At 35.8% G+C, this 12725-nt stretch carries 8 protein-coding genes; 5 read left to right on the top strand and 3 right to left on the bottom strand.

Annotation, left to right across the window (positions count from 1 at the left end; genetic code table 11):
- Positions 1-22: 22 nt before the first annotated feature.
- From ACFOWA_RS03505 to ACFOWA_RS03495, 3 genes are all read right to left on the bottom strand, one after another.
- Positions 23-1438 (bottom strand): glycoside hydrolase family 28 protein, encoded by a 1416-nt coding sequence (locus ACFOWA_RS03505; RefSeq protein WP_378981826.1) that lies wholly within the window; start codon positions 1436-1438, stop codon positions 23-25.
- 184 nt (positions 1439-1622) lie between these two features.
- Positions 1623-3251: a sodium/sugar symporter gene (locus ACFOWA_RS03500; RefSeq protein WP_378981824.1), complete on the bottom strand. Its 1629-nt coding sequence runs from the start codon at positions 3249-3251 to the stop codon at positions 1623-1625.
- 122 nt (positions 3252-3373) lie between these two features.
- A complete protein-coding gene (locus ACFOWA_RS03495; protein WP_378981822.1) occupies positions 3374-4381 on the bottom strand; it encodes a LacI family DNA-binding transcriptional regulator in 1008 nt (335 codons plus the stop codon).
- Positions 4382-4830: 449 nt separating this feature from the next.
- Here ACFOWA_RS03495 and ACFOWA_RS03490 point away from each other — a divergent pair, with 449 nt between their 5' ends.
- From ACFOWA_RS03490 to ACFOWA_RS03470, 5 genes are all read left to right on the top strand, one after another.
- The gene (locus ACFOWA_RS03490; RefSeq protein WP_378981820.1) at positions 4831-5718 is read left to right on the top strand and encodes an inositol oxygenase family protein; all 888 of its coding nucleotides are present in this window, start codon (positions 4831-4833) and stop codon (positions 5716-5718) included.
- 66 nt (positions 5719-5784) lie between these two features.
- Positions 5785-8814 carry a SusC/RagA family TonB-linked outer membrane protein gene (locus ACFOWA_RS03485; protein ID WP_378981818.1) on the top strand — a complete coding sequence of 1010 codons (3030 nt, stop codon included), beginning with the start codon at positions 5785-5787 and terminating at the stop codon, positions 8812-8814.
- A gap of 13 nt (positions 8815-8827) precedes the next feature.
- Positions 8828-10423, top strand: a complete 1596-nt coding sequence (locus ACFOWA_RS03480; protein WP_378981816.1) for a RagB/SusD family nutrient uptake outer membrane protein — start codon at positions 8828-8830, stop codon at positions 10421-10423.
- An 83-nt stretch (positions 10424-10506) separates the two neighbouring features.
- On the top strand, positions 10507-11487 hold the full coding sequence (locus ACFOWA_RS03475) for a purple acid phosphatase family protein (RefSeq protein WP_378981814.1): 981 nt from the start codon (positions 10507-10509) through the stop codon (positions 11485-11487).
- A 10-nt stretch (positions 11488-11497) separates the two neighbouring features.
- A complete protein-coding gene (locus ACFOWA_RS03470) occupies positions 11498-12724 on the top strand; it encodes an acyltransferase family protein (RefSeq protein ID WP_378981812.1) in 1227 nt (408 codons plus the stop codon).
- Position 12725 lies beyond the last annotated feature (1 nt).

Here is a 12725-nt window from a genome sequence, read left to right as displayed (position 1 = left end):
ATAAAATCCAAACAATTTTTTGTTAAAATGTGCTGTTCATTTCTTGAAAATTTACTGTTCTAAGCTTAGCAACGTTCTTTTGCTCAATTGCCTTGCCTGCATAACTTGGTTTTTTTAAACCCCAAATTACCTCGCTGTTTAGCAAACTAATGTAACCGATGTTTTCAAAATAAAACCCAGCGATAGGACTCTTTACCAATCCTTCTACATTGCTTGGTCTTCTATCGTAAACACCACCGCTCACATTGGTAGTTTTATTTAATGTAACGCTCACCTGGTCGAAATATATGTTAGAAATCTTATCCTGACTTTCGCCGCTAATGTAAACGCCGCTTTCTCCTGTACAGCGAATATTGCTAAAATAAATATTTTTTACGGCACCAACTTTACCTTTTGTTTGTCCTTTCGGCAGTCGCCATCCGGCATCTTTATTATTTGCTGTAGCTCGTGGATAAGCCGTTATATAAATGGGCTCTGATTTTCCCCACCAAACATCGCTAAAAAGTTTCGATTCGATAATCAAATTAGAAAATGTAACATCGCTAACTGTTCCTTCATCCCTGTTTTGAATGCCCAGGCCCCTATTGCTGTTCCTAATATTGCAATTGTTAATAAGCACATTACTAATTCTATCCATATTTTCTGAGCCTATTTTTATGGCACAAGAACTAGAAGTCATGGTGCAATTGCTAATAACAATGTTTTCACATGCGCCGTATTCCTCAAATTCGCGTCGGTTTTTTAAGCAAATACAATCATCTCCCGATTCGATATAGCAATTGGTAATTCTAACATTTTTACTATGATCGAGATCAATTCCATCGCTGTTTCTGATTTTTATACTGTTAAGCAAAGTAATGTTCGAGATGGAAACATCATCGCAACCAATAAGATGGACCGTCCAATAAGCAGAATTTTGAAAGGTAACACCATCTATGTTAAGTTTTTTGCAGCCAATTAGTGTAAGTAAATGCGGACGAGGATCAATAACATTAAAAGGTTTCAGCACATAAGAATCAGATAATTCTTCGCCCATGAACGAAATACCATTGCCATCAATAATTCCTGAACCGGTAATGCTTACCTGTTCTAGTTTTTCACCACCAATCCAAATGGTTCCTTCACCTTTATTTTCGCGAAATGCACTTTTAGTATAAATGCTTTCATCAGGACTAGCTAATATTTTTGCGCCACCTTCTACCCTTAACTCTACAAAGGATTTTAAATCAAATGGTCCAGCTAAAAAAACATGTCCTGCTGGTACAAGCACTTGTCCGCCACCGGCTGCCGAACAAGCATTTATTGCCTTTTGAATGGCTGTGGCATCATTTGTTTTACCATCGCCAATAGCACCATAATTTTTGATGTTAAATTTTTGTTGTGCAAATACATTTAAGGAAAGCAACAATGCAAATGTAAATAGTACTTTAATTTTCATTCTATATTTATATTGGTTCAAATTTGTATAAAATGTTGCATCAAATGGATTCAATTAATGCAAATTATTCTTTTTGTGAGCTAAAATAACTTTGAATTAGCTTTGTTACAAGAAGCTGTAATTGGTTGGCTGTAATCTAAAAGAACCAAAAATAATACTTAATGCTTCTGTGGATAAATTTTTGTTACCAGAAAACCGTATAAAGTGCTGCTAAAATACCACAGATTATAACAGATGAAACTGCAAATGCTGGTGTTACTTTAAACATACTACTATCAATTTCCAATCCTTGCTCGTTATTTTTACTTTTAGGGTCGGTAAGGGTTACTGCAACCATAATAATTACAATGATTACAAAAACACAGGACATTCTATTCAGAAATGGAATATCAGCTATAAAGCCATCGGTTAATACAGGTAAAAACTTGAGCAGAATTGATAAGGGAATGGTTAACAATGCCGCAGCAAGTGCTGCCCTTGAAGTAGTTCTTTTCCAGAAAAAGCCTAATAAAAAGATGGCAAATACGCCGGGCGAAATAAAACCAACATATTCCTGAATAAATTGATAAACCTGATCAAAACTTCGCAAAGCGGGCGCCACTACAATTGCAATAAGCGATGCTACTACAACCGACCATCTCCCAACATTAACTAGTTTCTTTTCTGTTGCATCTGGCTTAATGTATTTTTTATAAATATCTAGGGTAAAAATAGTTGCAATGCTGTTCGATTTTCCGGCAAGTGATGCAACAATAGCAGCAGTTAGTGCGGCAAAAGCTATTCCTTTGATACCTCTTGGCAATAAATTCATTAAAACCGGATAGGCATGGTCTGGCTTAACCGTTCCACTTGCATCAAGCATTTCCGCCTGAAAATATCCACGTTGATACAATACAAATGCCGCTATACCCGGAATTACTACAATTACAGGAATTAACAATTTTAGAAAAGCGGCGAAGATTAATCCGCTTCTGCCAGTTTTTAAATCAGCACCTAATGCCCGCTGTACAATGTATTGATTACAACCCCAATAATTTAAATTATTAATCCAAAGGCCACCAACCAGCACTGCAATACCAGGTAATTCGTTGTAAAACTTATCACCCTTATTAAAAATCATGTGGAAATGGTCTGATGCTTCTGAGCGCAAAAGCGGCAATGCGCCAAAAACAGTTTGCGTATCTAATTTTTCTGAAACCAACTTTAACGCCATGTAACACGTAATTAAACCACCAACAACCAGAACAACAACCTGTATTACATCGGTATAGCCTATAACCTTCATACCGCCGAGTGTAATTATTGCCGAAAAAATAGCGAGAAAGATTATGCATGTGCTAAATGGGATACCAGTAATGGTTTCGATTGCAATTGCACCAAGAAAAAATATGGAAGTTAAATTGACAAACACATAAACTAAGAGCCAGAAAACTGCCATTAATGTGCTTACTGTGTTGTTATACCGCGTAGAAAGAAATTGCGGCATGGTGTAAATTTTGTTTTTTAAATATATAGGTAAAAAGAATATGGCAACGATAATTAATGTTGCCGCAGCCATCCATTCGTAACTTGCAATAGCCAATCCCATTGCAAAACCAGAGCCCGACATGCCAATAAAATGTTCTGCAGAGATGTTAGATGCTATAATAGATGCACCGATTGCCCACCATGTAAGTGAACCTTCGGCCAGGAAATAATCTTTAGTATCGGTTTGTTTCTGTTTTTTACTTCGGTAAACCCAATACCCATAAGCAGAAACGATGATAAAGTAGATAAAAAAGACTGCACAATCTAGCGCCGAAAGATGATTCATAGGAAAGATAATATTTGGTTTTTTTTAAAAATCAGAAAAAATACTAATGTTAAGGGAGATATACTTTTATTTAATTACTTAAACGTTTTCGGATAAAAGGCGAATTTTAAGTACAAATAAACCTAACAACCTGTTGAAGCACGTTTGATAAGTACTGATTTTAAAACGATGTCTTTATCATCATCAACACCTCTTTTATTTAAAATTTTAAACAGGCATTTTGCCGCTTCATTACCGATTTCGAAAGCAGGCTGAGTGATGGTTGTAAGCGATGGATTTAGCAATTTAGCCGAACTCATGTTAGAAAAACTCAATATTTTTACGTCTTCAGGAATACGAAACTTCAGTTCGGCACAAGCCATATAAGCTGGAATTATGAATTCTTCTATCGATGAAAACAAAGCATCGGGTTTATACTCTTTAAACAGCGTTTTAATGTTTGAGAAATTTACTTCTTCATCTTCACTATAATCTAGTACGAGCTCGTCACGGAATTCAATACCATGTGCTTCCAAAGCATCTTGATATCCTGAAAGCCTTGCTCTCCCAGCTGGAAGTTTACCTAAGCCATATAAAAACGCAATGCTTTTGCAACCGCAGTCGATAAAATGTTCAGTTGCTGTAAAAGATATTTGGTAATCATCAGTAGTGATTTTAAAAGCATCCAAAGATTCATAAACCCTATCAAAAAATACCAAAGGGACCTTTTTTACCAAATCGCGGTAATAATCGCTATTGTATTCGTTGCTCGATACTGAAGTTAAAATTCCATCTACCCTACCATTTAACAAACTATTGGTAAATGATTTCTCCATTTCGGCATCTTCATGCGTTTGGTAAATCAAAACATGGTGACCGTATTTTCGGGCTATTTCTTCAATGCCTTTAATGGCTAACGAAAAGAAATTATTAGCTACGTTGGGTACAATTACGGCAATGGTTTTGGTTTTATTACTTCTTAAATTACTAGCTGCCGGGTTTGGTGTATAATTCAGTTCTTTAGCAAGCGATAAAACCCTGTTTTTGGTTTTTAGGCTAATTTCATAGCTATCGTTTAGTGCCTTAGAAACTGTTGCTATAGAAATGTTTAATTCCTGAGCAAGTCTTTTAATATTTACCTCTCCCGCCATTTTATTAAAGTTTGTTAGTAATTACGCTTCTCATCTTATCAACCATTGCAAAAGCTGCAGTTAAAAACCATCTCTATCAGCATTTGTGCATTAAAAGTTAGTTAATCTTTTAAATAATTTAAAATGTGTCAGAAATTATTTGGTTAATAAACATTGTTGTGTTGCGCTACACAACAATTTCGCCGTTACGAAATTATAAAATAATAGTCGTATTAACATTTATTTAATATGCTACCGATAATGCAGAATAAATTTATAAAAAGTAGTATTTAAAGAACCCATCTTAAATAAAATCAACTAATTGATTTACAGATAAATATATAAATATTTATAAAATTACGTAATCGTTTAAGTAAATAAACTTGGCAAATTATTAAGGTTTGTGTTTTCAAAAACTCAACTTTAACTATTCAAAAAAAGCAATTTTTAACCAAATCATTTCTAGCCTTATGAGAAACGAAAACCTAGTTTCGGGGGAAGACCAAAATCCTTTGAAAAATCTTGATCAGTGGGAAGAGGATATATTAACCCGTTATCCAGACCCAGCCAACATTAATTCTGATAAAACAGAAGAACAGTTTAGAAATTATGATGAAACTGAGAAAGATGGCGTAAAAGAATTTTACAAGTTAAACCACACGTATCAAACTTACGATTTCGTTCAAAAGAAAAAGGCAGAATATTTAAAGTTTGATAAAGAAGAAATGCCAATTTGGAGTGCGTTTGATTTCTTAAACAGGTTGGTAGATGATTCGGACCCGGATACAGATTTAGACCAAATGCAACATTTACTTCAAACTTCTGAAGCCATTCGTAATGATGGACATCCTGATTGGATGGTTTTGGTTGGCTTAATACACGATATGGGCAAAGTGCTTTGCTTGTATGGCGAACCTCAATGGGCAGTTGTTGGCGATACATTCCCGGTAGGCTGTGCTTACTCAGATAAAATTGTATATCCTGAATTTTTTAGCTTAAACCCCGATTTTCACAACCCAACTTACCAAACCAAATTAGGTGTTTACAGCCAAAACTGCGGTTTGGATAACGTTGACATGTCATGGGGACACGATGAATATGTTTACCATATGATGAAGCCATACATACCAGAACCTGGTTTATACATGCTTCGTTACCATTCGTTTTATTCGCAACACCGCGAAAATGCTTACGACCATTTACTGAGTGAAAAAGACCATGAGATGTTTAAATGGGTTAGGCTTTTTAATCCTTATGATTTATACTCGAAAAACCCAAATCAAAAAAGCTGGGAAGAATTAAAACCTTATTATGAAGCATTGGTAAGCAAGTATTTACCAACCAACATTAAATTTTAACTACAAACAAGCAATTTTTTTATAACCAAATAACAAACAATTTATGAACCTAATTTTACAAAAATCATGAGATTAAAATGTACAAGTTTAAAGTATGGTAGCATTCTTTTGCTGCTCTTACTTATTGGACAATCTTTCAACTTTGCATACGCCCAAACCGACCGAAAAATTTCGGGTAACTTATTAGATAACACCAATCAGCCTATTATCGGTGCTTCGGTTTCGGTAAAAGGTACTAGCAAAGCAGTATCAACCGGTACGGATGGATCGTTCAGTATTATGGCAAAAACAGGAGATGTAATTCAGTTTAGCTTTATGGGTTACGAAACAAAAGAATTAACTGTAACTGCTGCATCTACTTACAAAGTAACCATTGCCGAAGCCAGTGCTACCTTAACAGATGTTGTGGTTGTGGGTTATGGCAAAAGTACCCGTAAAGCTTTAACCAGTTCAATATCAACCATAAAGGGAGATGATTTAAACAAAGGTGCGATAAGTGATGTTGGACAAATGCTACAAGGTAAAGTGCCAGGATTAAACATTACCAGAAGTGGAGACCCAAACCGTTCAGCAGCCATTATTTTACGTGGTGCTTCTACTTTGCGTGAAGGTGCACAATCGCCATTATTTGTAATTGATGGTGTGGTTGGTGCTGATATTTCTATCCTTGCTCCTGATGATATTGCATCTATCGATGTATTAAAAGATGCTGCTGCTGCCGCAATTTACGGTAACAGAGCTGCAAACGGAGTGATTATGGTCACTACTAAAAAAGGTGTAGCCGGACAAACACAATTATCATACAGTGGCTATTTCGGTGTAGAAAACGTTTCAAATCAGTATGACATGATGAATTCTGAGCAGCTGAAAGCATTTTTAGCTAAAAATAATTCATCACTTACGCCAGCTAATGATAAAGGTGCCAATACCAATTGGCAAAACGAAGTGCAACGTACAGATGCGATTTCTTACAACCATAATATTTCTTTTAGTGGTGGTACAGAAAGAACGACTTACAATGCTAGTTTAAATTATTTCAAGCAACAAGGTATCATTAAAACAAGTGATTTAGATCGTTTTATTGGTCGCGTTGGTGTAGAGCAAAAAGCCCTTAACGATAAATTAAAATTAGGTTTTAGCTTAACAAACTCTGTAAGCAATTCAAATCTAGTGCCTTATCGCAATACGATTTTATCGCAAATGCTAACTTATTTGCCAACTGCCCCAGTTAAAAATGCTGATGGTTCATATTTTGACAACTTAACTCAATCGAATTATTACAATCCGGTATCAATGCTGGAAAATGCTCAAGAGAATTTAAAGTACAAAAACTTACTTGGTAGTTTTACGGCTAACTTAAAACTTCCTTTCGGCTTTTCTTATGATGTAGCAGCTTCGTATCAAAACTATCAAACGGTTTATGGTGCATTTTACAACAGCATTTATACTTCGAGATATAACAACGTTCGTAACACTCCAGATCCACCTGCAAATCCTTCAATTGTTTCATTGATTGGTCAAAATGGTGTAGGTGTTAGAAATGCTTATCAAAGCACAAATAAAATTATCGAAACCTATTTAACTTGGGATCGTAAGTTTGGAGACCACTCTATTAACGCTGTAATTGGCTATTCTTACCAAAATTCGGTAATCGGAGATGGTGTTCAGGCATCATCAACAAACTTTCCTATTAACCAGGTTGGTTATTATAACCTTAGTTTAGGAAACCCTTATGCAGTGAAAGATTTTAGAGTAGATTACGGAGGCAATACCTATCAAGAAGTTTTATTAATCTCTGATTTTGCTAGGGTAAATTACAACTACAAAAACAAATACGTTTTACAGGGTTCGATTAGAAAAGATGGTTCATCTGTATTTGGAAGAAACGAACAATGGGGATATTTCCCTTCTGTAGGAGGTGCCTGGAATATCGATCAGGAAAACTTCATGAAAAACCAAAACCTTTTAACAACCTTAAAGTTGAGAGCAAGTTATGGTATTGCAGGTAACTCAGCTGGCTTTAATCCACTTACCACAAAATTAATCTATGGTAGTGTAGGTCAGTTTTACTACAACGGAATTAACGAATCGGCCATTGGAGCAGTTCAAAATGAAAACCCGGATTTACGTTGGGAAAAAACAGCAACTACTAACATCGGAACTGATTTCAGTTTATTTAAAGGCAGATTAAGCGGTTCATTCGATTGGTATAACAAGCTAACAAGCGATTTAATTTTCGAATACGATGTAGATCCTAACATCTATCCTGTTGGAAGATTAACAGCAAACGTTGGTAAAATGAGCAACAAAGGTTTTGAGTTTGTATTAAATGCTACACCGGTTTCAGGTAAGGATTTCTTCTGGACAACAGGAATAAACTTAGCACGAAACGTAAATAAAATTGTAAGTCTATCTGATAGCAGATTAGCTTTAGCAAAAGTGTTTACCGTTCAACCTGATGGTGGAGGTCAAACCGGAGCTACCGTACAACTTTTGGAACCAGGATTGCCAATCGGAACTTTCTATACTTTTAAATATGCCGGCAAAAATGCTGAGGGTGTATCTCAATATTATGATGCAAAAGGCAATTTAACTACTACCCCATCTAACAGAACAGATTATTATGCAGTTGGCAATGCACAGCCTAAAGCATTAATTGGTTGGACAAATAACATCAGTTACCGCAATTTCGATTTCAGTGTTTTCATGAGAGCGGTATTGGGTAATAAAATTATGAATATCACCAGAGCAGATTTATTCCGTCCGAACACGGCACAGTTTACAAATATACCGGTAGAAGTTGCAGATGAATCGACAGCAGATTTTAACTCCTACAGATATTCGTCTCGATTTGTAGAAAACGGAAGTTACCTTCGTTTAGATAACACTACGTTAGGTTATACTTTCAGAAAAGGTATTCCGGGAGTTAAATCTTTACGCTTGTACGCCACAGCAAATAACTTATTTATAATTACCGGATACAAAGGTATCGACCCCGAGATTAACCAAGGCGGTATTGCTCCAGGTGTAGATACCAATAACTTCTATCCAAAAACCAGAACATTTTTATTCGGTTTAAATGTATCATTTAACTAATCCATATAAGAAGATGAAAAATCTTATCAATATAACTGCAGGAGCCTTATTAGCCATGGCTAGTTTTTCTTCCTGCCAAAAACTGGATGTGGATGTAAAAACACAACTAACACCAGAAACCTTTCCACAAACAGATCAACATTATATACAATTAACAGGGCAAGTTTATGCTCAGCTACGTGGCATTAGTGTAGAATATTTTTTCTTACAAAGCTTAAGTACCGATGAAGCGATTATGCCCGCAAGAGGTGGTAACTGGTACGATGGCGGTCGTTACGAACAACACACTAAACATACCTGGGATAAAGATAATGCACACATCGGCGGCGTATGGACCTTCCTTTCTACAACCATAAGTAAAGCCAATCAAAGTTTGTTTTTAATAAAAGATGCGCCTGAAACTACCGCTAAAAAAACAGCAACAGCTGAAATGCGTACAGTTAGAGCATTAGCGCTTTACATGATGATGGACCTTTGGGGAAATGTGCCAATTGTAACACAATTTGGTGATGTAACACCTCCAGATACCAAACCAAGAGCTGAGGTATTTGCTTTTATCGAGAAAGAAGTTAAAGAATCACTTCCGGATTTAAGTTCTGTGGTAGGTGTACCAACTTATGGCAGACCAACAAAATACGCGGCTTATGCACTACTAGCTAAAATGTTTTTAAATGCAGAAGTTTACATTGGTACAAACCGTTACAATGATGCTGTTGCCATGTGCGATAACATTATTACTGCTAGCGGTGCACCATTTAGTTTAGAAACCGATTATCGTAAAATGTTCTTTATTGATAACGGTCCTCAAACCAAAGAATTTATTTTTGCTATTCCTTACGATGCTTCGTTTAGCGGCGGTTACATGTTTTATGCAAGGTATTCTTTGCCACGTTCTTTACAAGCAAAGTTTAGCTTAAAACATACACCAAGTGCACCAATGAGTACTTTACCAGAATATTACGCAAACTTTAATGATCCTAACGATAAGAGAAATGCGCAATGGATTAGAGGATTACAGTTTAATAACGACGGAACACCTGTTACGGTAACGACTACCAAAAAAGGATACGATCAGTTTTATACAGGTTCTGATGGTGCGGCTCCTTTAACTTATCAGGTTAACATTACACCAAATGTAACTTTAAGAGATGCAACTCGTCCTTTTGATGCAGGAAATGATGAAATTGCCTGGAACATGGGTTTCCGAAACAATAAATTCTATTGCGATAGTACTTCATCAAACAGAAATCAAAATAATGATTTACCGATATTTAGATATTCAGACATTTTGTTGATGAAAGCAGAAGCTATTCTTCGTGGAGCGACACCAACGCAAGGTCAAACTGCGTTATCATTAGTGAACCAATTACGTGCTGTAAGAACAACTTCACCAGCGTGGACTGCAGTAACTTTAGAAGACCTATATAAAGAACGTTGCAGAGAAATGGCTTGGGAAACCTGGCACAGAAATGATATGATTCGTTTTGGCAAATTCGAAGGAACCTGGGGTTTCAAAACAGATGCACAAACGTTCCATCGCCTGTTCCCTATTCCTGCTACGGCAACTTTACTAAACCCTAAATTAAAACAAAATCCGGGTTACAATTAATCACCTTTTTCTAAAAAGAAATTCCTCTAATTGCTATTTTAGAGGAATTTCTTTTTTCTAATCCACATCCGTATTTCAACTCTATGGTTAAACCACTACTTTTTATATTACAGATATTTATCTCCGTTTCTTTATATGCGCAGGTTTTAACAAATTCTTCGTCAGCAATAACACCAGCATCAAAAACCCTTACTAAAGACCCAACTTCCTTAAACTTTATTGCCATGGGCGATTGGGGCCGCAATGGTGCAGACCACCAAAAGCAGGTAGCCAAACAAATGGGCATAACGGCTTCTGATGTTAAAGCTCAATTTATCATTTCTACAGGCGATAACTTTTATCCAAGTGGTGTAATTAGCGAACAAGATCCATTATTTAAATATTCATTTGAAGACATTTACACCGATTTTTCCTTACAATGGGATTGGTATTCGGTTCTTGGAAACCATGACTATAAATCAAATCCTAATGCACAGGTTGCCTATTCTAAAATAAGCAGAAGATGGAAAATGCCAGCTCGTTATTTTGCAAAGAAATTCCCAATAAACGGCGATTTAAACAATCAGGTTTTGATTGCCTTTATTGATACAAATCCGTTGATACCAGAATTTTACAAAAATTCGGAATATGGTCCGAATGTGAAAGGACAAGATACGACCGCACAAAAACGTTGGCTAGCCAAAACACTCGATGATAAGGATGCATCTATAAAATGGAAAATAGTTGTTGGTCACCACCCTATGTTTACCGGTGGTAGCAGAACTGAAGGCTATGACACAAAAGCAATTCGCAATTCGCTAAAACCTGTTTTAGATAAATATGCGGTAGATGTTTACCTCACCGGTCACGAACACAGCTTACAGTACATTAAGCCCGAAGGCAAAACACATCATTTTATTTCTGGTGCAGCATCAGAAAAAACTCCTGTAAAATTAATTCCTGATGCACAAGTGGTTGCATCAGAGTATGGTTTTATGCTGTTCTCGGTAAATAAAGAACAACTACGTGTACAAATGATTAATGATGAAGGTTACATCATTTACTCAACCGTGATTAAAAAATAATCAACATATAATGAGCTTAAACAAAGTGATTGATGAAGAAAAACCTGCTACAAAAAGCAAGAGATTAATTTCTTTAGATGCGCTTCGTGGTTTCGATATGTTTTGGATTGTGAGTGGCGAAGGAATTTTCCACGGTTTAGCTAACGGAATAAAAGATGAAAATGAATTGGTGAGAAACCCAACAAACTGGGTGATTGCCACCAATGATAACCTTTCTGTTTTTGAAAAATTTCTAGTTGGCCTAAGCAATCAACTACACCATTCACCCTGGAATGGCTTTACCTTTTACGATTTAATATTCCCTTTGTTCATTTTTATTTCGGGTATCTCTATGCCTTTTTCCTATCAACAATATTTTGAAGACAAAAAGGTAAATAAAGATTCAACCAAGAGAATTTATGCAGCATTAATAAAGAGAACGCTAATACTCCTAATTTTAGGGATAATTATAAATGGCTTATTTAAATGGAATGGCTATGAAAATACTCGTTTTGCAAGTGTACTTGGGCGAATAGCGCTTTCTACCTTTTTTGCAGCGATAATTTATTTAAACTGCTCATTACGCAAACAGATTATTTGGTTTTCTACCATTCTAATCGGTTATTATCTTATAATGAAATTTATACCTGTACCTAATTTTGGAGCAGGCATATTTACACCAGAAGGAAATCTATCAGCTTATATAGACAGACAGTTCTTGCCCGGAAAACTTCACCGTATAGTTTACGACCCGGAAGGATTGTTAAGTACAATTCCAGCCATTTGCTCTGCGCTAATTGGTGTTTTTGTGGGTACCTTCATAAAATCTACTTCCATAAAATTAATTCCTGAAAGAAAGGTAATAACCTTATTTGTAGCAGGTTTGTTAAGCATTGCGATAGGTTTAGCTTGGAGCTTAATTTTCCCAATAAATAAAACCATGTGGACAAGCTCTTTTGTTTTGTTTGCCGGCGGGTTTAGCATATTGTTATTTGCTGCGTTTTATTTTGTTATCGATGTAAAATCATTCAAAAAATGGAGTATGCCTTTCGTTTGGTTCGGTACAAATTCTATATTAATTTACGTTTTTGCACATCGTTTATTCAATTTCGAATCTACTGCTACCTTTCTTTTCGGTGGAATAATTAATAAAATCCCTAATGTTTATCAGCAAGCAGGCGTTTGGACGGGTGTTTTAATTATTCAGTTGTTTCTCCTAAAATTTCTCTACGATAAAAAATTGTTCCTAAAAATTTAAT

This window comes from Pedobacter lithocola (assembly GCF_042650845.1).
Taxonomy (GTDB): Bacteria; Bacteroidota; Bacteroidia; order Sphingobacteriales; family Sphingobacteriaceae; genus Pedobacter; species Pedobacter lithocola.
The sequence above is the reverse complement of the archived record's forward strand: the minus strand, read 5'-3'. Positions and strand labels throughout refer to the sequence as shown.

Bases quoted from the DNA above. Each gene is read 5' to 3' on its own strand.
- ACFOWA_RS03505 (WP_378981826.1), bottom strand. From the start codon at position 1,438: ATGAAAATTAAAGTACTATTTACATTTGCATTGTTGCTTTCCTTAAAT.
- ACFOWA_RS03500 (WP_378981824.1), bottom strand. From the start codon at position 3,251: ATGAATCATCTTTCGGCGCTAGATTGTGCAGTCTTTTTTATCTACTTT.
- ACFOWA_RS03495 (WP_378981822.1), bottom strand. From the start codon at position 4,381: ATGGCGGGAGAGGTAAATATTAAAAGACTTGCTCAGGAATTAAACATT.
- ACFOWA_RS03490 (WP_378981820.1), top strand. From the start codon at position 4,831: ATGAGAAACGAAAACCTAGTTTCGGGGGAAGACCAAAATCCTTTGAAA.
- ACFOWA_RS03485 (WP_378981818.1), top strand. From the start codon at position 5,785: ATGAGATTAAAATGTACAAGTTTAAAGTATGGTAGCATTCTTTTGCTG.
- ACFOWA_RS03480 (WP_378981816.1), top strand. From the start codon at position 8,828: ATGAAAAATCTTATCAATATAACTGCAGGAGCCTTATTAGCCATGGCT.
- ACFOWA_RS03475 (WP_378981814.1), top strand. From the start codon at position 10,507: ATGGTTAAACCACTACTTTTTATATTACAGATATTTATCTCCGTTTCT.
- ACFOWA_RS03470 (WP_378981812.1), top strand. From the start codon at position 11,498: ATGAGCTTAAACAAAGTGATTGATGAAGAAAAACCTGCTACAAAAAGC.